This is a genomic window from Amycolatopsis echigonensis, assembly GCF_014174495.1.
GTDB lineage: Bacteria > Actinomycetota > Actinomycetes > Mycobacteriales > Pseudonocardiaceae > Amycolatopsis > Amycolatopsis echigonensis.
Map to the genome: position 1 here is coordinate 45067 of NZ_JACJHR010000044.1, position 18826 is coordinate 63892.

Genomic DNA, 18826 nt, shown 5'->3' on the forward strand with positions numbered 1-18826 from the left:
AAGCGGGGAGGACTGTGACCGGATCGGCGGAGGAGCTGGCCGGCCTGCTGTCCCGGGCGGGCCGCGCGGTACTGCTGTGCGGTCCGGCCGGATGCGGGCGCACCACGCTCGCACGGCGGGCCGCCGACGAGTTCCCCGGCCCCGTGCTCCAGGCGACCGCGGCCGAATGGGAGAGCGGCAGCGCGTTCGCCGTGCTGCGGCAGCTGTTCCCGGCGGTGTCGACGGAAGACGGCCCGCTGCCGGTCGCGGGACGGATCGCGGCGGAGCTGGTCCCGGGGACGTTGCTCGTGGTCGACGACGCACATCTGGCCGATGTGGACTCGGTGCGGACGTTGTCGTCGCTGCTGCGCCACCACCCGGCGGCGCGGGCGACAGTGCTGCTCACCGCGGGGACCGGCGATCGTCGCGCTCGCGCGGACGTTCTGGAACTGCTCGCGCGGATGTCCGACGATGAGGTGCGCGTTCCGCCGCTTGAGGCCGCGGAAGTGTCCGAAATGGCCTCAGCGCGCGGTATCGCCCTTCATCCGACGATGGCCGAACGCTTGTGCCGGCACACTCTCGGCCGGCCGCGCTACGTCGTGCAATTGCTGACCGAGGTCCCGCGTGCCACCTGGGCCCGGTTCGATCCGAATCTGCCCGCACCAGCCGCGGTCACCGCTTCGGTTCGCGAACGGATCTCTCAGCTTTCCCCTGCGGCGGAACGGTTTGTCGCGGCTGCCGCGGTGCTCGGCGCTGGTGCCGCAGTGCGGTCGGTGGCTTCGCTGGCTGATCTCGACGGCGATCCGTTGCCGGTGCTGGACGAGGCGTGCGCGGCGCGGCTGGTCGAACTCGCGCCGCGCGGGCTCGCCGAGGTGGGACCGCCGGATCCGATGGTTCGCGCGGCCGTGCTCGCCGGACTGGGGCCGGAGCGACGCTCGAAGCTTCAGCGGCGGGCGGCGGTGCTGGTCGAGGATCCGGCGCGGAGCCTGCGGCTGCTGGTCGCGGCCAGTCCGGTGCCGGATGCCAGTGTCGCGGATCGGCTTGACGCGCTGGCGGTCGAGCGCGCTGCGGCGGGGGCGTGGGGGACGGCCGCGGTGCTGCTCAACGATGCCGGGCGGCTCACTGAAGACGCTGAGCTGCGGCAGGCCCGGATCACCCGGGCTGTCGATGCGTTGATCGGTGCGGGCGATGTGTTCCGGGCTGCTGCGCTTGCCCCGGAAGTCGAGAGTGTGCGCGAGACGCCGTTGCGGGACGCGGTGCTCGGTTACCTCGCGGTGGTGCGCGGCCGGGCCGCTGAAGCTGGCGGACGGCTGAGCCGGGCCTGGGACATCGTCAACGCGTCGAGGGATCCGGAGACGGCGGCGTTGATCTGTCAACGGTATGTGCTTGACGCGCTTTGCCGGTACTCCGCGGAGGATCTCGTGCGGTGGGCGGACCGGGCGATCGAGCTGGCTGTGCCGGAGACTCCGGCGGCGGTGGAAGCTGCGGCGATCCGGGGGCTCGGGCTCGCTGCTTCGGGCCGGGCCAAGCAGGCGCGGCGGGATTACGCGCAGCTGGCCGAACGGATTCGCCATGGTGCGCAGGCGCAGCGCGTGGTGATGGCACGGGGATGGCTGAATCTGCTCACCGATCGGATCGACGACGCCCGCGTGGATTTGGAAAGTGCGGTGCCCACTAGCTATTTGGGCGGGTCGGCACGGATTTCCTTGTGGGCACAAGCGTGGCTGGCGCGGACGTTGTTCCTGAGCGGGGAATGGGACGACGCGTTGCGGGTGGTTCGGGAAGCGCTCGTGCTGGTGGACCGGACCGGGATTGTGCTTACCGCGCCGTTGCTGCAGTGGACTTCGGCCGCGGTGCATGCGCTGCGCGGGGATCAGGCGCGAGCGGAAGAGGCGTTGCTGGCTTGTGCTTCGGGACCGCAGGATTACGAGATCATGCGGGTTCCCGCGTTGCTGGCCCGGGCGCAGGTCGCGGAGGCTGCCGCTGATTCCGCTGGGGTGTTGCGGGCGTTGCATCCGCTGACGCGGCTGTCGTTGCCGGCTTCGGTGGACGAGCCTGGGCATTGGCCTTGGCATGACCTGTACGCGCATGCCTTGGTCCTTAGTGGACGGACCGAGGAGGCGGATGCGTTTCTGGCTCCGCATGAACGGGCCGCGGGGAAACGGGAGCACCTTTCGGCCCGGGCTCGGCTGGCGGCTGCCCGGGGGCGGTTGCTGGGGGCGCGGAACGATCATGTCGGAGCGGTGGCGGCGTTTGATGCCGCGGTGGAGATGATCGCGGGCTTGCCGTTGCGGTATGACCAGGCTCGGATCGCGTTCGCGTATGGACAGACGTTGCGGCGGTTGGGGCGGCGGGCTCGGGCGGATACGCAGCTGGGTATCGCTCGGGACGGGTTCGCTTCGATGGGGGCGGTGACTTATGTGGCCCGGTGTGAGCGGGAATTGCGGGCCGGGGGCGTGCATGTGCCGCGGAGCGGGGTGGATCTGCTGACGCCGCAGGAGGAGGCGGTGGCGCGGATGGTGGCTCAGGGGCGGTCTAACCGGGAAGTGGCCGCGGAGTTGTTTTTGTCGGTGAAGACCGTGCAGTACCACTTGACGCGGATTTACGCGAAGTTGGGGATTCGGGGCCGGACCGAGTTGGCGGTGTTGCGGTCCGGGGAGGAATGAGGCGAAGGCCTCCTCGCCGCGATGGCAAGGAGGCCTTCGTGCGTCCACTATGGATTCAGCACACGCGGCGTCAACGGCACTTCGCGGTTTCGACGATCGACACTCCGCCGACCGTGCTGCCGTCGGCGGCCGGGGCGAATTCGAAGCGCCAGCCCGGCTTTTCCGCGATGGGCAGCTCGAACCGTCCGGCCGCGCCGGGCTTCAAGCCGCGCGCGTCGTACGCCTTGTGCAGGTCGGCCAGCGAGGATCCGGCGCCGATGCCCTCCGCGGTCTTGGCCCCGGGCGGAGCGCCCAGCTCGTGCAGGCCGTTCTTGCCGAACGAGGCGCCACCGGCCGCGGCGAACGCCTTGTCCCGCTCCTCTCGCTTGCCTGCCAGGCCGACACTCGCCTGCGCCGCGTCTGCCGCCAGTTGCGCGGCTTCCGCGTCCTGGGCGGCGGCTTGGGCAAGCTCGGCGGCGGACTTGCCGGAAGGGCGCTTCGCGGCCTGGTCCGCCGCGTCCGCCTTGGCGTTGAGGTCGTCGGCCTTGCGCTGCGCCTCGGCCTCGGCAGCGAGCCGGGCCGGGTCCGGCGCGGCCCCGCCCTGCCAGCTCAGGTCCGTGCAGCCGTCCAGCACGGACACCGGCGCGGTGGCGAGTTTTCCGGTGGCGAGCGCCGCTTCCTTGGCCATCCCCGGGGCGATGCCGCGGTAACCGGCCGCGCCGAAGACCTCGGCGGGGGCGGCGGAGGTCGCGGCCGGTGCCGCGGCGGTTTCCGCCGAACACGCCGCCAGCGCGGCAACCGCGGCGATCGCCGCGGCCGAGCGGCCGATGGGCAGGACAGAACTCTTGTGCATCTGATTCCCCTCGTACCAGACCCGGTGTGCCGGGTCGTCGTTCCCGGTGCACCGAGATATCGATCAACTTACCGGCGGGGACCACCGGATTTCCCCGGCTCTTCCGGGATCGGAGCTGGGAAGGGCTCCTTGCGGGAATCGGATTCCCGCAAGGAGCCCTCCACGAATGGGATCAGCTGCGAATACTGAAAGTCCACCGCGCGTGCGCGCCGGGACCGACGACGAGCGTCGAGTGGCCCAGTTGTTCGACGTGCCTCGTTCCGGTGGGGTGATTGAGGGCCAGGTCGATCTGGCGCAGGCCGACCTGGTCCGCAGGGACGGCGTCGAAGCGGATCGTGGTCATGCCGTCGGACGCGAGGGCGCCGGTGGGGAGCTCGCACACCGTCATTCCTCCGGCGCGCAGCAGCGGCAGCGTGTTGCCGAGGTCGCGTGCGGTGATGCCCAGGCGGATGCCGGTGACGTCGCGCATCTGGTGGTCGCGGTAGTCGTCGGGCAGGTACCGGTTGCGGCTGACGTCGCCGGGGTACTGCGCGGGACCGGTGTTGCTGCGCGGGTCGGCGAAGTACTCCGCGCGGTATTCCATGCCCCAGGCGCCGAAGGTGTCGTACTGGTCGGTGGTTTGGACCCCGTCGAACCACGGTACCGGCTTGCCGTCGCCGAAATCGCGGGTTTGCAGGAATTCCACCGGGTTCGCGATGCCCGCGTCGCGCAGGTGCTGGACCACTGTGGACAGCTGGCCGGTGTGTTCGACCGAGACTCCCAGACCCGCCGAACCGAGGTCGCCGTCCTTGCCGGGGACGTCGCCGACACCGAACAGTTCCAGGTAGGTTTCCCGGCCCATCAGGTAACGGCCGGTCCATTTTTCGCCGCCTGCGCCGGTCGTGGTGCGGACCTGGAAGTTCGCGAAGTCCTTGAGGTAAGCCGAATGCTCGATGGCGTCGGCGGTCTCGCGGTCCAGGACGCCGTAGGAGTGGTTGAAGTGCAGCAGGTCCGGTTCGTCCGCCTGGGCGGTGGCGGCGCCGGTCGCGGCCAGGGCGAGGAGCACGGCCAGGAGCTGGAGGATCGTCCGGGTTCTTCGAGGTGTCGACATGGCGCAGGAGAGTAAGGCGAGCGCGGCGGGCCGGCGGCGTTTTCGGGGAACTCGACCGCAACGGCCTACTGAGAATGTCTTTCTCGTTGCCCGGTCAAGTGGAAATTAGTTCACTTGGAGCAGTGACAGTGCATCACATTTAGTAACAGAATCAGGTCCTCGTGCCACCTGATCGGGTGGCATGTCGCGAGGGCATCCGAAAGGACCTGTCAATGACCACTCACCACTGGGGACCCGCCGGGAGGGCGCGCCGCCGCCTGGCCGGAGCGGTGTTCGCCGCGGCTGCCGCCCTGCTCGTGGCGACCGCGCCGAACGCCTCGGCCGCACCTGCCGCGGCCGCGAGCACCTCCGCCGAGACGCCGGACAACCATCAGATGGGCGCCTCCGTCCGGGCGCACGAACCCGGCGGCACGGCGGTCGCGCCCGCGTCGGTCGAGACGACCACGCCGGGCATCGACGTGAGCAGCTACCAGGGGGCGGTCGACTGGCAGTCCTACTGGAACCAGGGCAAGCGGTTCGCCTACGTGAAGGCGACCGAGGGCACCGGCTACCAGAACCCCGACTTCAGCCAGCAGTACAACGGCTCCTACAACGTCGGCATGATCCGCGGCGCATACCACTACGGCCGTCCTGATCTCTCCGGCGGCGCGGCGCAGGCCGACTACTTCGTCGCGCACGGCGGCGGCTGGTCGCAGGACGGCAAGACGCTGCCCGGCACGCTCGACATCGAATGGGGGCCCAGCTCCGCTTGCTACGGACTGAGCCAGTCCGCGATGGTGTCGTGGATCAAGGCGTTCAGCGACGAGTACCACGCGAAGACCTCGCGCTGGCCGGTGATCTACACGGCCGCCAGCTGGTGGACCCAGTGCACCGGCAACGGGGGCGACTTCAGCTCGACCAACCCGCTGTGGGTGGCGGCCTACGCCTCGTCGCCGGGAGCGCTGCCCTACGACTGGGGCTTCTACACCTTCTGGCAGTACACCTCGACGCCGCTCGACCAGGACTACTTCAGCGCCGGGGTCGACCGGCTGAAGGTGCTGGCCACCGGCTGATCCGGTCCCGTCCGGGAGCCGCGCGCTCCCGGACGGGCTTTCAGCACCTCGCCAGCACCTCCATGACCGCGCTGACGATCCGGCGAGTCTGCGGCTGGCACGCCGCCCACGTCGTCAGCGGGACGCTCGGCTCGACCAGTTCGCTCCAGGCCCACCGCGGCAGCATCCGGTTCGCGCTGGGCCGGCTCAGCAGCACCGCGTCCGCCTCGACGGCCTCGGCGCAGGCCAGCGCGTTCTCGGTGAACCGCGCGAACCGCCAGTTCGGCGACACTCCGAGCCCGTGCGCGGCGGCGAGCATCTGGTCGTGCCCGGCCGGGACCTGCGCCCGCGCGTGCGCGAGCACCCGGACGTCGTCGAGATCCCGCAACCGGCACCGCGGGCGGCCGAAAAGCGCGTGGCCGGGCCGGATCGCGACGCCGAACGGATGCTCGAACAACAACCGCCCGTGCAGCGTCGAGGGCGGGTTCTGGTGGACCAGCCCGATGTCGATCCGCCCTTCGCTGAGCATCCGCAGCTGTTCGGTGCTGCTGGCGTCCAAAAACGACAGTGCCGCGTCCGGCACCTGACGCCGGATCTCCGTCAGCGCCGCGAGCACCCAGTCCTGCGGAATCCCGGGCGGCAAGGCGATCTCGACCTGCTCCTTCACCGGCGCCGCCGACCGCGTGACCTCGCGCGTCGCGTCGGCGAGCCGCAGGAGCTGCCGCGCGTGCTCGTGCAACGCCCGCCCGGCCACCGTCGCCTGCACGCCGGTCGGCACCCGGTCGAACAACGGCGTCCCGAGTTCGCGTTCGAGGACGCGGATCTGCCGGGTCAGCGCCGGTTGCGACATCACCAGCGACGCGGCCGCCCGGCTGATCGACCCCTCGGTGAACACGGCGACGAAGTACCGCAGCTGACGCAGTTCCATACCCTCGGGTTATACCCCTTGGTTTGCGCCCCGGCGTCCATCGGCGGACGCTGGCAGGAGAGCCCCGACGCGGAAAGGAGCCGCTGTCCCGATGAGCAAACGCCAAGTCCATGTACGCCGGGTCTACGACGCGCCGGAATCCGCCGACGGCTCGCGGGTCCTGGTCGACCGGCTGTGGCCGCGCGGGCTGAGCAAGGACCGCGCCCACCTGGACGACTGGCTCAAGCAGATCTCCCCGTCGACGGAACTGCGCAAGTGGTACGCCCACGACCCGGACCGCTACGGCGAATTCGCGAAACGCTACCGCGCGGAACTCGAAGAACCGGAACGCGCGGAAGCACTGGACCACTTGCGCGCACTGGCGAAAAAGGGCCCGCTGACTCTGCTGACCGCAACCAAACGCAGCGATATCAGCGAAGCGGCGGTGCTGGCCGACCTGCTTCGCTCCTCCTAGCTGTCGTTCAGGAAATGCCGACCGGAATGCCGTTGCGCTCGGCATACCGGCTGCCCCATTCGTACAGCGCGGTCAGCGCCGGGCGCAGCTCGTCGCCTTCCGGGGTCAGCCGGTACTCGACCGTCGGCACCCGGCCGTCCACCTCGGTCCGGTTCACCAGCCCGGCCGCGGCCAGCTCCCGCAGCTGCGCGGTGAGCACCTTCTCGGTGATGGACGGAATGGCGCGGCGCAGCTGGCCGTACCGGTGCGGGCCTTCCTTGAGCCGCGCCAGGATCACCGGCTTCCACTTCCCGCCCATGACGTCGACAGCCAGTTCGACCGCACACGAGTAGCGCGCTTTCATTCCTCCATCATCGCCTGCCGCGGGTACGCACCGGCAAGTGCGTACTAGGCGGCCTGCCCGGTGCGTGCTTGGGTGATCCGGTGATCCTCGAGTACATCCGGTACCGCATTCCGGACGGCGGCCACGCGGACTTCGAAGCCGCCTACCAGCGCGCGGCCAAGTCGCTGGCCGCCGCGGAACAGTGTCACGACTACGAACTCGCTCGCGCCGCCGACGAGCCGGGCTGCTATCTCCTGCGCATCGTCTGGACCTCGGCCGACGCGCACCTTCAGGGTTTCCGGGGCGGACCCCATTTCGCCGCGTTCTTCGCCGAGATCCGGCCCTATGTCGAGCAGATCGAGGAGATGCGGCATTACGAACGCACCGAGGTCGCCGGCCCGGGCGGCGCGGTGCCGACGCTCTACGAGTGGGCAGGCGGAGCACCCGCGTTGGCCAGGCTCACCGAGGCGTTCTACGTGAAGGTGGCCGAGGACGACCTGCTCGCCGACGTGTTCGCCGGGATGAGCCCGGAGCACCCCGCGCACGTAGCGGTGTGGCTCGGCGAGGTGTTCGGCGGCCCGGCCGCGTACACCGCCCGGCACGGCGGGCACGAGCACATGGTCTCCAGGCATGCCGGACGCGCGATCACCGAGCCGCAGCGGCGGCGCTGGGTCTCGCTGCTGCTGGCCACCGCCGACGACGTCGGACTGCCTGCGGACCCGGAGTTCCGCGCCGCGCTCGCGGGATATCTCGAATGGGGCAGCAGGCTCGCGGTCGTGTTCTCCGCGCCGGACGCCGGACCGCCGGGCGATCAGCCGGTGCCCCGCTGGGGCTGGGGTTCGGCCCCTCCGTGGAACGGAAACTGAACTCCGACGCTGTGCTGCGTTATGCCGCTTGCCGAAGGATTCCGCGCACCACCAACGGCGCGCGAATCGCCGCGAACGTCGGCAATCGCGGCGGAACTCACCGCCGCGACGACCTGGGGGAGCGGGTTGGGGCCAGGGACGGCGCAAGCGGCGCCCGGGAGGACAAGGGGCGCGGGATCAGGAGCGTGATGCTGCTGGTCCGCTCGGCCGAGGGGCAACGCAGAACGCGCTCGGCCGAGGGGGAACGCAGAACGCGCTCGGCCGAGGGGGAATGCAGAACGCGTTCGGCGGATGGGGAACGCGGAACGACGGGTGGCGTCCGAGCCCGGTAATGTCTCCGCCGCCCGGAGTCCTCTGTGGACAGTCAATTTTTTCAGGCGGGTTCGGCCGTGCGGAGCCGCGTCATCGGGTACAGCTCCCGGGTGACCTGCCGGGCGGCGGCAGCGACCAGTGGCGCGACCCGCTCCAGCGCCGTGTGCGCGTCGCCGACCAGGGAGATCGCTGCTTCGGGACCTTCCGGGCCGCGGATGGCGACGGCGACACAGGAGATCTCGGGAAAACACTCGCCGCGTTCGAAGGCGAGGCCGTTGCGCTCGCGGATCCGGCCGAGTTCGCGGTGCAAGGTCACCAGGTCGCAGATCGTCCGGCTGGTCTGGCGGCCGAGCGTCGGCATGATCCGGTCTTCGACCTGTTCGGCGGGCAGCCACGCGAGCATCGCCTTGCCGAGGGCGGTGCACTGCGCGGGCGCGCGACCGCCGACGCGCGACGGGACGGTCGCCGCGAACCGGCCGCCGATCTTGTCGAGATACCGGACGTCGGCGCCGTCGAGGATCGCCAGATGCGCGACCATCCCGGTCCGCACCTGCAGCTCGTGCAGCACTGCCGCGGCCGCCTCGCGCAGTTCGAGGTGGCTGCCGCCGATGCCGCCGAGATTCAGCGCCCGGGTGCCGAGCGCGTAGCCGGACGACGAATGCGACAGCCACCGCAGCCGCACGAGCTGGTCGAGGATGCGGTGCGCGGTCGAACGGGGGAGACGGGTCGTGCGCGTGACCTGTTCGAGGGTGAGCCGGGTGCTCGGCGCGTCGAAGGCGTCGAGGATCAGCGTCATCCGCTCGACCATCGAGGGCGGCAGCGCGCGGTCTCGCGAGGCGTCCGTGCCGGGAGAGTCCGTTTCGATCGCGACCACCGCCATGCCGTGCCCCTCGCGGACGAACTGAAATCATTTCTAGTTCGGACGGTAGCACGGTGTCCGCGTACGGCGTCAACACGCGAGGGGCCACGACGGCGGCACAGCTCCCGATCAGCGGGAGAACCCGCTCGTGTCCGCCCGGCGGCTCTGGCGTGACGGTTTCCCGCTCGGCATCGCTTCCCGCGGAGTACAGGAACGCTGGCGGGCGAGCGGTTGTGGACAGCGAACGAGATCGCGCCGGACGGTTGCTTGGACCATGGTCCGGCTCGACCAGCTGGCCGCCTCCGCCGTGCCGTTTCCTCCCCGGACGGGGTCAGCCCAGCGGCTTCTCCCAGATTGAGACGTGCTGCTCGCTTTCGTGGGTGAACGGTTTCCCGGCCCAGTTCTCCCACCTCGACCGCAGCCGCAATCCCGCCAGCTGCGCCATCAGATCCAGCTCGGCGGGCCACACGTACCGGAACGGAATCGCCCGGAACTCGCCGCGGCCGTCGGCCACCCGCGCGTGGTACGAACTCATCGACTGCGTCGAGACGTCGTAAAGGTCGAATCCCCAATGCGTCGCGCTCAGGTCGAACGGCACGACGGTCTGCCCCGGAGGCAGCTTCCGCAATTCCGGCACCCCGACCTCGACCACGAAGCATCCGCCGGGCTCGAGATGCGCCGCGGCCGTGCGGAAACATGCCACCTGCGCTTCCTGGGACGTCAGGTTGCCGATCGTGTTGTACACCAGGTAGACCACCGAGAACGCCCCGGCGACCCGAGCCGTCGCGAAGTCGCCGATCGTCACGTCGATGGCGTCGCCGCCCGGTTTGGCGCGCAACCGGGCGGCCATCGCGGAAGACAGGTCGATCCCGGAAACCGGCACTCCCCGCGCGGCAAGCGGCAGCGCGATCCGGCCGGTGCCGATACCCAGCTCCAGCGTGCGTCCGGCGCCGGCGAGCCCGGCCAGGACTTCGACCACCGGATCCACCGCTTCCGCGGCGAACATTTCGGCCGACGATTCGTCATATCTCGCAGCGACACTTTCCCCGAAGTAGTCCTCCACGCCGGAAAAGGTAACCGGCTCGATCACCGGCGCGCAGGTCATTTTCCGGCCCGTGCCACCAGTTCGGCGACGGCTCGAGCGGCGAAAGCTATTGTCGTCCAGCGGAATGCCCGGTCCGGGCAGTACCGTCCGGTCAAGGACGCCGCCGAATTGCCGACCGCGTAAAAGCTTTTCCAGAACCGAGTCGTCCGCACGCGCGAGTGCGGATCGGTGACCAGCCCGCCCTTCGTGCCCAGATCGGACAGCACCACGCGCGGGCGATCCGGCGCGCCGGGCGGCTGTCCCACTCACCGGTCGCGGCGGCGTCCGATGGGAGGATCGTGCGCGAGACTGGCCTGATCACGAGCGGAGGAGTCGCGGTGCCGAGAGTCGCCGAGAACCGGGTGCCTGCCACGCCGAGCTCGCCCGCGCAGCAGGAGCGCTACCGGCGCATCCTGCGGGCGGCCGCGGACCACGGCGCGGAGCACGGCCTCGACCGGATCCAGATGCTCGACGTCGCCCGCGACGCCGGCGTAGCCATCGCCACGCTCTACCGCTACTTCCCGTCCAAAACGGTCCTGTTCACCGCGTTGCTGCACAGCCAGATCCAGCAGCTGGACCGCAACAGCGTCCCGGTGAAACCCGGCCAGGAACCGGCCGAGGCGGTCGCGCGCTTGCTGGTCGATGCCGGCCGCGGCCTGCTGGCACGGCCGCGGCTCGCGCAGGCGATGCTGCAGTCGAACAACGCGACAGTCGCCGGAGAATCGCCGAACCTGTCCGCGGCGGTCGAATTCGCCGATCTGATCCTGCGCGTCGCCGGGGTGACCGAGGCCGGCGAGCACGAGCGCCGCCTGGTGCGGTTGATCGAGCAGACCTGGTACGGCGTGCTGACGTCTCAGCTGACCGGGCACATCACCGCGGAGGAAGCGGAGGCGGACACGGTGCTGGCGTGCCGGTTGCTGTTGGCCGAGCTGAGGCCGCCTGCGCGGTGACGGAGCGGTTGCGGCGTCGGAGTGCGGCGGGTTGGCATCTCAGCCGACGCGGCAGCGGGACTGCCGAGCTGACCTGAGCCAGGGCTGCCGCGTCGGCTAGACGGCCGCGGTGCGGTATCCGCCCCGGCACGGTGAGATCTCAGCGAGAGGCGTTGCACAGCGGTCGAGGCCCCGACGTTCCGGTCGCGCTCGCCGAACCGTCCTGCTCGGTGACCGACCCGGACAGGTTCTCCCGGTGACCGGGATCAGCCCGTCGAGCGCGGAGGAGTCCCCGTAGCCTCGCGGCCGTTCCCGGTATCCACCGCAGGAGGCCGTCATGCCGCGCACCGTCGTCGTCACCGGAGCGAGTTCGGGGATTGGGGCCGCGCTCCGCGGTCTTCTCGCCGAGCGCGGCGACCAGGTCCTCGGCGTCGACCTCGCGGGCAGCGACCTCGACGCGGACCTTTCCACGCCGCGAGGCCGCGCCGATGCGGCCGAGGAAGTCGGCAAGCGCACCGGGCACGTCGACGCGGTGATCACGTGCGCCGGAACGTCGGACCCAGGCGAAGCGATGGTCACGGTGAACTACTTCGGCAGCACCGAGTTCGTCGAAGCCCTGCGGCCGTTGCTCGCGAAATCCGAGGCTCCCCGCGTCGTCCTGGTCGGCTCGATCTCCGGCACCCAGCCGAACGACCCCGCGGTGGTCGAGACTTGCCTGCGCGGCGACGAGCAAGCCGCGTTGACCGCTGTCCGCGAGGCGATCGCGGACCATCGGGCGTTCCAGTTGTACCCGTCCTCGAAGGCCGCGATCGCGCAGTGGGCCCGCCGAACCTCGGTCTCGGAAGGCTGGGCGGACGCGGGAATCGCGGTCAACGTGGTCGCGCCCGGCGTGGTCCGGACGCCGATGACCGCCGGGCTTTTCGCGGACCCGAAGAGGAAAGCGGTGATGGACCAGGCTGTTCCGATGCCGTTGCACGGTTACGCGGCCGCCGAAGACGTCGCGCGAGTTCTGGCGTATTTCGCCGACGCCGCGACCACGCACATCACCGGCCAGGTCGTCTACGTCGACGGCGGTGCCGAAGCGACCCTCCGTCCGGCGGCGCTCTGCTGATGACGACTTACGCCGGAAGCCCGGGCGTCCCCGTGTCGCCTGTCCCCCGTGACGACGGTATTGACGTTGCTGCCGCGGCGGCCCGGCGGGTGGTCAGCGCGCTCTTGCACGTGGGTGCGGACGGCGGCGCGCCAATGGCGGACATCGCCCGCGACCTCGACCGGATCGCCGACCAGCTCGAAGAGCACGCGCCGGAACGGCAGGAGCGCGTCATCGGCATGTGGGCAGGGAGACCGCGCCACGATCCGGTCACCGGCCCGGAAAACGCGCTCGCGCCGCCGGTGCGCCTGCACGGACTGCCGGACGGTTCGGTGACCGGCACGGTGACGCTCGGCCTGCCGTATCAGGGCCCGCCGGGCTGCGTGCACGGCGGGATTTCCGCGCTGTTGCTGGATCACGCGCTCGGCGTCGCCAACAGCTGGGGGCCTGGGCCGGACGGGATGACCGGCACGCTCAGCGTCCGGTACCACCGGACGGCTCCGCTGTTCGAGGAATTGACGATCCGCGCGCGGCAGGAATCCAGCGAGGGCCGCCGGATCCGCACGACCGGCGAAATTCTCGCCGGCGGCCGGGTATGCGTTTCCGCGGACGGGATTTTCGTGGCGGGACACGTCGCGCGTCCGGTCGCGCAGGACGAAGGAGGCCGATGAACACGCTCGCGGGCCGGGTGGCCCTGGTGACCGGCGCCGGACAAGGCGTCGGGCAAGGAATCGCGCTGGCGCTGGCGGGGGAGGGGGTGTCGGTTGCGGTCCTCGGGCGCACCCGGGGCAAACTGGACGAGACCTGTCGCCTCGTGCGGGAGCGGGGCGCCGCCGCGGAACCGTTCGAGTGCGATGTCGCGGACACCGAGTCGGTCCCCGGCGTTGTCGACGCGGTCGTCGCGCGGTTCGGCCGGCTGGACATCCTGGTCAATAACGCGTACTCCGGCGCATTCGGACCGTTGCTCACCATGAGCGATGAGGACTTCGCCCGCGGTTTCGAGGCCGGCCCGTTCGCCGCGTTCGCGTTCATGAAGGCCGCTCATCCGCATTTGAAGGCCACCGGCGACGGTTCGATCGTCAATCTGGTCACCTCGGCGATGGTGCGCTGGGATCCCACCGCTTATGGTGCTTACGCGGCGGCGAAACAAGCCCTGCGCTCGCTGTCGCGCACCGCCGCGGTGGAATGGGCCCGCGACGGGATCCGGGTCAACGCGATCGCGCCGCACGCGCTTTCGCCGGGGCTGAAATGGTGGACCGAGCACAATCCCGAAGAGGCCGCCGAATTCGTCTCGACCATTCCCCTGGGCCGGATCGGGGAATGCGAACAGGACATCGGCCGCGCCGTCGTCGCGCTGGTCGGCCCCGATCTGCGCTACCTGACCGGAGCCACCGTGCCGCTCGACGGCGGCCAAGCCTATTTCGGCTGAACCGGCCGAGGACGGCCCCGTATCCGGCCGTGATCGTCAGCATCGAGCAAGCGAATCCGCGGCTGCCGCCGGAGGTGCGGTTCGTCGGGGACCTGGGTGCTGGCGGCGCGGCTGGAAGAGGGCAGCGGGTCGCCCGTCTGTCGCTACTGAGGAACCGGCCGAGCAGCCGCCGTCCGTCTCGGACGCTTCTTCGAGCCGCCCGGCGACAGCGCGGGGTCCGGGCGGAGCGTTACCGCGACCGGGGCCCTCCGTCGGTTGGCTTGCCTCCCGGTCACCGGGATCGCCGGAGCGGGCCAGGCTCTCCGTTTCCTAGCGTGGCCAGGTGACTTCCACGACTCCCGGCCCGCCCGATCCGCTGGCGCCCGCGCGGCTCGGGCCGGTGCGGTTGCGCAATCGCGTCGTCAAAGCGGCGACTTACGAGGGACTGAGCCATCGCGGCCGGGTCACCCGGGATCTGGTCGATTTCCACGTCGGCTACGCGAAGGGCGGCGTCGGGATGACGACGGTCGCCTATTGCGCGGTCGCGAAGGAAGGTCGCACTGACCGGCATCAGATTCACTGGACCGACGAGGCGCTGCCGGGACTGCGCGTGCTCACCGAAGCGGTGCACGCCGAGGGCGCGGCGATCTCGGCGCAGATCGGGCACGCCGGGCCGGTCGCGGATCCGAAGGGCAACGGGCGGCCCGCGCTCGCCCCGAGCCGGTATTTCCACCGGGCGACGCTCGGCTTCGCGAAGGAAATCGACCACGCTGGGATCGAGCGCGTCAAACGCGCTCATGCCGACGCGGCCAAAACCGCCATCGAGTGCGGGTTCGACGCCATAGAAGTCCACTTAGGACACAACTATCTGATCAGTTCCTTCTTGAGCCAGAAGCTCAACCGCCGCACCGACGAATACGGCGGCTCGCTCGAAAACCGTGCCCGGCTCGCGCGCGACACGATGCGCGCGGTGCGCGACGCGGTCGGCGACCGGATCGCGGTGATCGTGAAATTGAACATGGACGACGGCGTGCCCGGCGGTTTCTGGCTCGACGAGGCGATCCCGGTGGCGCAGTGGCTCGAAGCCGACGGTACCTGCGACGCGCTCGAGATGACAGCCGGTTCTTCGCTGCTGAACCCGATGTACCTCTTCAGAGGGGACGCACCGGTCCGCGAATTCGCGGCGGTGCTGCCGCGGCCGCTCAGGCTGGGCGTGCGGATGATCGGGAAGCGTTTCATTCGCGAATACCCTTACCGGGACGCGTTCCTGCTCGAAGACGCGCGGCAGATCCGGGCCGCGGTGAAGCTGCCGATGGTGCTGCTCGGCGGCATCACCGACCGCGCGTCGATGGAGCTGGCGATGCGGGAGGGATTCCAGTATGTCGCGATGGGCCGGGCGTTGCTGCGCGAGCCGGATCTGGTGAACCGGATCTCGGCGGAACCGGAAACGCCGTCGTTGTGCGTCCACTGCAACAAGTGCATGCCGACGAACTTCACCGGGACGCGGTGTGTGCTAGTGGACCGGACTACGACCCGGGGTGCGGATTGGGGCCAGCCCGCGGGTTACGTGGGTTGAGGAGCGGATGCCCGCGGCGACGGCTTCGCGCAGCCGAGGTCTGCTGCTGTGCACGCCCCCGGCCACGCCGTCCGCGGCGACGGTGCCGCAGGAGCCACCGGCTGGCGATCCCCGCGCGCGGCGAGACGGCGGCTGGTCGCCCCGTCGACCCCCAGTGTTCCCGGTCGATCCTGGCTCGCCGGAGTGCCTCCTGTGCCAGGGAAACGCTCGCGGTCTCAACCTAGCACTTGTTTGGTAGACTGATCGCTCCCGGCAAGAAGGGAGCAGCATGCCTGTCAGCTTCGACCTGACCGGTCGCGTCGTACTCGTCACCGGCGGAGCGCGCGGCGTCGGGGACGGCATCGTCGCGACATTCCTCGAAGCGGGTGCCGAGGTCGAGATCTGCGGGCGCACGGAACCGGAGAAGCTGCGCGAGGCGGACGGCCGCGAGCCGCGGTTCGCGCAGGTCGACGTGCGGGAGCCGGAGCAGGTCCGGAAGTGGCTGGAAGAGATCGGCGAGCGGCACGGGCGGCTCGACGTCGTGGTCAACAACGCGGGCGGCGCGCCGTTCGCGCAGTTCTCCGAGGCCTCGCCGCGGTTTCATCGCAAGATCAACGAGCTCAACTTCCTGGCCGCGGCGTACGTGCTGCACGCGGCGCATCCGCTCCTGCGCGAGACGCCCGGCGCGTCGGCGGTGAACGTCACGTCCATCTCCGCGCGGCGGCCCAGTCCGGGCACGGCGGTGTACGGCGCGGCGAAGGCGGCGCTGGAAAGTCTCACGACCAGCTTGGCCGTGGAATGGGCACCGCGGGTGCGGGTCAACGCGGTCAGTTGCGGATTGGTCGAGACGCCGGGTTCCGAAGGCCACTACGGCGATCCGGAACAGCGCGACGCGGTCGCCCGGACGATCCCGCGTGGACAGTTCGCGTCGCCGGAGGAGGTCGGTCAGGCCTGTTTGCTGCTGGCGTCGCCGCTCGCGAGCCATGTCAGCGGAGCGGTGCTCAATGTGGACGGAGGCGGCGAATGGCCCGCCTTCCTCCAGCACACCCCGAACGCCTGAGGAGGACCCCGCGTGCCCGAAGCCGTGATCGTGTCCGCCGCCCGAACGAAGCCTTCACCGCACAGGTGCTGCCCCGCGTCGATCAGCTGAGCCGCGACCGCTCACGAGGTCACCTCAGTTCCCTCTTGAGGATCTTCCCGCTGGCGTTCCGCGGCAGCTCCTTGATCGCCACGAACTCGCGCGGCACCTTGAAGTTCGCCAGCCGCTCCCGGCAGTATTCGCGCAGCGCCTCCGCGTCCAGCTCGACCCCCGCCCACAGCGTCACGTAAGCGCGGCCGACCGAGCCCATCCGGTCGTCGTCCACGCCGACCACCGCGGCCTCCACGACGTCCGGATGCGTGCTCAGCACGTTCTCCACCTCGGCCGGGTACACGTTGAACCCGCCGACGGTGAACATGTCCTTGAGCCGCCCGGTGATCTTGACGCAGCCGTGCTCGTCCAACCGCCCGACGTCGCCGGTGTGCAGCCAGCCGTCGGCGTCGATCGCCGCCGCGCTCGCGTCGGGGTCGTCGAAGTAGCCGAGCATCACGAACTCGCCCCGGATCAGGATTTCGCCGTCGGCACCGACCGGCACGTCGTTGCCCTTCTCGTCGACCGTCCGGATTTCCAGTCCGGGCACCGCCGGGCCGGTCGTCTGCGCGACGTGCCGCGGGTCCTCGTTCGGCCGCGACTGGGTCGCCACCACGCATTCGGTGAGCCCGTACGCCTGCGCGACCTGCTCGAAGCCGAGGATGTCCAGCATGTCCGAGAACAGGTTCTCCGGCACCGTAGCCGCACCGGCGATGGCGAACCGCAACGACGACAGGTCGAATTCGGTGCGGCGCGGGTGGTTGATCAGCGTGGTGAAGATGGTGGGCGCACCGGGCAGCACTGAGATGCCGACTCGTTGGATCAGCTCCATCAGCGCGACCGGGTCGAACGTCCGCACCGGGTAGATCGTCGTGCCCGCGGTGATCGCCGCGACGACCCCGGCCTTGTACCCGAAGGAGTGAAAGAACGGATTGACGATCGCGTACTTGTCAGCGGGGGTGAGCGACGCGCCTTTAGCCCACACTTCCGCGACGCCGATCGTCTGGGCGTGCGTGCTCATCACGCCCTTGGGCACGCCCGTGGTGCCTGAGGTGTACAGAATGTCCGCCACCGTGGAAGGCGTTACCGCGGCTTCGTCGACGGGCGGCGCCGCGCCCGCCCCGGCGAGGAATTCGTTCCACGGCACCGCAGCGCCGTCCGGCCCGATGTCGATCACGGTGTGCAGCCGCGGAAGCCCGGGAATCGCACCGGAACCGCCGACGCGGGCCGCGGCCTCGGTGAGCATCCTGAGATAGTCGTTCCCCAGGAATCCGTTGCACAGCACCAGCACCGAGGCGCCGGACCGCTCCAGCACCACCCGGGCTTCCTCACCGCGGTACCGGGTGTTGATCGGCACGAGCGCCGCGCCGAGGCACTGCGCGCCCAGGAACGCCAGGATGAATTCGACCCGGTTCGGGGACCACACCGCGACCCGGTCGCCGGGCCGGACGCCGGCCGCCGCCAGCGCCCGGGCAACGGTGCGCGCCCGCTCCCGCAATCCGGTCCAGGACAGCTGTGTCGTACCGTCGACCACGGCCGGAGCGTCGCCGTGGCGGCGGGCGGCTTCGTCGAGCAAGGCGGGCATCGTGCGAGGTGTCGACACGCGGGTCTCCTCACTGAACAAGTGCTTGTTCGGTAGCATAGGGGAAAGCAGCGGGCAGGAAGGGATCCATGCGATGACTCCGCGAACCGGCCGGGCTCCGGTCAAGAACGGCGGCACCCGGCGCGGCGAGCTGCTGGGCATCGCCGCTCAGCTGTTCGCGACCCGGGGCTACTCCCAGACCACCGTCCGCGACATCGCCGACGAGGCGGGCATCCTGTCCGGCAGCCTGTACCACCATTTCGCGTCCAAGGAGGACATGCTCCGCGAGATCCTCAAGGAGTTCATGGACGACCTGCTGGCCGCGTTCACCGAGATCGCCGGGAAGGACGGCACGCCGCGCGAGCGGTTCGACGCGCTGGTGCACACGTCCTTCGCGACGATTCACGAGCGGCCGTTCGCCGTGGCGCTGTACCAGAACGAATCGGCCGTCGTCGGCAGCCTCGCCGATTTCGACTTCGTCGGGAAGACGTCGCTGAAGATCGAAAAACTGTGGCTCAGCGTGCTCCAGGCGGGCCGCGAGACCGGCGAATTCCGCGACGACCTCGAGACGAGCCTCGTGTACCGGTTCATCCGGGACACCGTCTGGTCGTCGGTCCGCTGGTACAACCCGCGCGGAAAGCTCCGCCACGACGTCGTGGCGGAGCAGTACCTCGCGATGCTGTACGGCGGTCTGCTCGCCGGCTGAGCGG

The 18826-nt window shown here is 70.1% G+C and carries 19 protein-coding genes; 11 read left to right on the forward strand and 8 right to left on the reverse strand.

The genetic code is table 11. From position 1 onward, the window contains the following. The first annotated feature begins 14 nt into the window (after nt 1–14). A complete protein-coding gene (locus H5411_RS27335; RefSeq protein ID WP_183125461.1) occupies nt 15–2645 on the forward strand; it encodes a helix-turn-helix transcriptional regulator in 2631 nt (876 codons plus the stop codon). Nucleotides 2646–2715: 70 nt separating this feature from the next. On the opposite strand, the gene H5411_RS27340 is transcribed toward H5411_RS27335, so the two are convergent. Beyond that, nucleotides 2716–3477: a hypothetical protein gene (locus H5411_RS27340; protein ID WP_246369295.1), complete on the reverse strand. Its 762-nt coding sequence runs from the start codon at nt 3475–3477 to the stop codon at nt 2716–2718. A gap of 172 nt (nt 3478–3649) precedes the next feature. Further along, nucleotides 3650–4567, reverse strand: a complete 918-nt coding sequence (locus H5411_RS27345; protein ID WP_183125462.1) for a DUF5829 family protein — start codon at nt 4565–4567, stop codon at nt 3650–3652. Between the two features lie 212 nt (nt 4568–4779). Here H5411_RS27345 and H5411_RS27350 point away from each other — a divergent pair, with 212 nt between their 5' ends. Continuing rightward, the gene (locus H5411_RS27350; protein ID WP_220817543.1) at nt 4780–5619 is read left to right on the forward strand and encodes a GH25 family lysozyme; all 840 of its coding nucleotides are present in this window, start codon (nt 4780–4782) and stop codon (nt 5617–5619) included. Between the two features lie 40 nt (nt 5620–5659). Here H5411_RS27350 and H5411_RS27355 read toward each other — a convergent pair whose 3' ends face one another. Further along, nucleotides 5660–6526, reverse strand: coding sequence for a LysR family transcriptional regulator (locus H5411_RS27355; protein ID WP_183125463.1), 867 nt, complete (start codon nt 6524–6526; stop codon nt 5660–5662). A gap of 91 nt (nt 6527–6617) precedes the next feature. Between H5411_RS27355 and H5411_RS27360 the strand changes: the two genes are divergently transcribed. Further along, nucleotides 6618–6980: a DUF488 domain-containing protein gene (locus tag H5411_RS27360; protein ID WP_183125464.1), complete on the forward strand. Its 363-nt coding sequence runs from the start codon at nt 6618–6620 to the stop codon at nt 6978–6980. Between the two features lie 7 nt (nt 6981–6987). Here H5411_RS27360 and H5411_RS27365 read toward each other — a convergent pair whose 3' ends face one another. Further along, entirely contained in the window at nt 6988–7323 is a 336-nt protein-coding gene (locus H5411_RS27365; protein WP_183125465.1) for a winged helix-turn-helix transcriptional regulator, read from the reverse strand. Between the two features lie 80 nt (nt 7324–7403). Between H5411_RS27365 and H5411_RS27370 the strand changes: the two genes are divergently transcribed. Then, nucleotides 7404–8168 (forward strand): group II truncated hemoglobin, encoded by a 765-nt coding sequence (locus H5411_RS27370; RefSeq protein ID WP_183125466.1) that lies wholly within the window; start codon nt 7404–7406, stop codon nt 8166–8168. Nucleotides 8169–8541: 373 nt separating this feature from the next. Here the strand turns inward: H5411_RS27370 and H5411_RS27375 are convergent, their stop codons facing one another. The 3 genes from H5411_RS27375 to H5411_RS27385 all read right to left on the reverse strand — a co-directional run bounded on the left by H5411_RS27375 (nt 8542) and on the right by H5411_RS27385 (nt 10689). After that, the gene (locus tag H5411_RS27375) at nt 8542–9360 is read right to left on the reverse strand and encodes an IclR family transcriptional regulator (protein WP_183125467.1); all 819 of its coding nucleotides are present in this window, start codon (nt 9358–9360) and stop codon (nt 8542–8544) included. Between the two features lie 310 nt (nt 9361–9670). Then, on the reverse strand, nt 9671–10444 hold the full coding sequence (locus H5411_RS27380) for a class I SAM-dependent DNA methyltransferase (RefSeq protein ID WP_183125468.1): 774 nt from the start codon (nt 10442–10444) through the stop codon (nt 9671–9673). Further along, nucleotides 10441–10689 (reverse strand): FAD-binding protein, encoded by a 249-nt coding sequence (locus tag H5411_RS27385; protein ID WP_183125469.1) that lies wholly within the window; start codon nt 10687–10689, stop codon nt 10441–10443. Before H5411_RS27385 ends, H5411_RS27380 begins: the two co-directional genes overlap by 4 nt. Nucleotides 10690–10761: 72 nt before the next feature. Between H5411_RS27385 and H5411_RS27390 the strand changes: the two genes are divergently transcribed. The 6 genes from H5411_RS27390 (at nt 10762) to H5411_RS27415 (ending at nt 16465) form a co-directional block, all read left to right on the forward strand. After that, nucleotides 10762–11373, forward strand: coding sequence for a TetR/AcrR family transcriptional regulator (locus H5411_RS27390; protein WP_101441239.1), 612 nt, complete (start codon nt 10762–10764; stop codon nt 11371–11373). 316 nt (nt 11374–11689) lie between these two features. Continuing rightward, nucleotides 11690–12463, forward strand: coding sequence for an SDR family oxidoreductase (locus tag H5411_RS27395; RefSeq protein ID WP_101439182.1), 774 nt, complete (start codon nt 11690–11692; stop codon nt 12461–12463). Continuing rightward, on the forward strand, nt 12463–13113 hold the full coding sequence (locus H5411_RS27400) for a PaaI family thioesterase (RefSeq protein WP_101439183.1): 651 nt from the start codon (nt 12463–12465) through the stop codon (nt 13111–13113). Before H5411_RS27395 ends, H5411_RS27400 begins: the two co-directional genes overlap by 1 nt. Then, complete coding sequence (locus H5411_RS27405) at nt 13110–13871, forward strand: SDR family NAD(P)-dependent oxidoreductase (protein ID WP_101439184.1); 762 nt, start codon at nt 13110–13112, stop codon at nt 13869–13871. The genes H5411_RS27400 and H5411_RS27405 overlap by 4 nt, the downstream gene beginning before the upstream one ends. Nucleotides 13872–14193: 322 nt before the next feature. Then, the gene (locus tag H5411_RS27410) at nt 14194–15426 is read left to right on the forward strand and encodes an NADH:flavin oxidoreductase (RefSeq protein ID WP_101439185.1); all 1233 of its coding nucleotides are present in this window, start codon (nt 14194–14196) and stop codon (nt 15424–15426) included. Between the two features lie 268 nt (nt 15427–15694). Further along, the gene (locus H5411_RS27415; RefSeq protein WP_183125470.1) at nt 15695–16465 is read left to right on the forward strand and encodes an SDR family oxidoreductase; all 771 of its coding nucleotides are present in this window, start codon (nt 15695–15697) and stop codon (nt 16463–16465) included. A 109-nt stretch (nt 16466–16574) separates the two neighbouring features. Here the strand turns inward: H5411_RS27415 and H5411_RS27420 are convergent, their stop codons facing one another. Continuing rightward, entirely contained in the window at nt 16575–18119 is a 1545-nt protein-coding gene (locus tag H5411_RS27420) for an AMP-binding protein (protein ID WP_183125482.1), read from the reverse strand. Nucleotides 18120–18210: 91 nt separating this feature from the next. Between H5411_RS27420 and H5411_RS27425 the strand changes: the two genes are divergently transcribed. After that, nucleotides 18211–18822: a TetR/AcrR family transcriptional regulator gene (locus H5411_RS27425; protein ID WP_101439188.1), complete on the forward strand. Its 612-nt coding sequence runs from the start codon at nt 18211–18213 to the stop codon at nt 18820–18822. Nucleotides 18823–18826: the final 4 nt, after the last annotated feature.

Coding starts and splice junctions, on each gene's coding strand:
- H5411_RS27340 (WP_246369295.1), bottom strand. CDS start 3,477: ATGCACAAGAGTTCTGTCCTGCCCATCGGCCGCTCGGCCGCGGCGATC.
- H5411_RS27345 (WP_183125462.1), bottom strand. CDS start 4,567: ATGTCGACACCTCGAAGAACCCGGACGATCCTCCAGCTCCTGGCCGTG.
- H5411_RS27350 (WP_220817543.1), top strand. CDS start 4,780: ATGACCACTCACCACTGGGGACCCGCCGGGAGGGCGCGCCGCCGCCTG.
- H5411_RS27355 (WP_183125463.1), bottom strand. CDS start 6,526: ATGGAACTGCGTCAGCTGCGGTACTTCGTCGCCGTGTTCACCGAGGGG.
- H5411_RS27360 (WP_183125464.1), top strand. CDS start 6,618: ATGAGCAAACGCCAAGTCCATGTACGCCGGGTCTACGACGCGCCGGAA.
- H5411_RS27365 (WP_183125465.1), bottom strand. CDS start 7,323: ATGAAAGCGCGCTACTCGTGTGCGGTCGAACTGGCTGTCGACGTCATG.
- H5411_RS27375 (WP_183125467.1), bottom strand. CDS start 9,360: ATGGCGGTGGTCGCGATCGAAACGGACTCTCCCGGCACGGACGCCTCG.
- H5411_RS27380 (WP_183125468.1), bottom strand. CDS start 10,444: ATGACCTGCGCGCCGGTGATCGAGCCGGTTACCTTTTCCGGCGTGGAG.
- H5411_RS27395 (WP_101439182.1), top strand. CDS start 11,690: ATGCCGCGCACCGTCGTCGTCACCGGAGCGAGTTCGGGGATTGGGGCC.
- H5411_RS27400 (WP_101439183.1), top strand. CDS start 12,463: ATGACGACTTACGCCGGAAGCCCGGGCGTCCCCGTGTCGCCTGTCCCC.
- H5411_RS27405 (WP_101439184.1), top strand. CDS start 13,110: ATGAACACGCTCGCGGGCCGGGTGGCCCTGGTGACCGGCGCCGGACAA.
- H5411_RS27415 (WP_183125470.1), top strand. CDS start 15,695: ATGCCTGTCAGCTTCGACCTGACCGGTCGCGTCGTACTCGTCACCGGC.
- H5411_RS27420 (WP_183125482.1), bottom strand. CDS start 18,119: ATGCCCGCCTTGCTCGACGAAGCCGCCCGCCGCCACGGCGACGCTCCG.
- H5411_RS27425 (WP_101439188.1), top strand. CDS start 18,211: ATGACTCCGCGAACCGGCCGGGCTCCGGTCAAGAACGGCGGCACCCGG.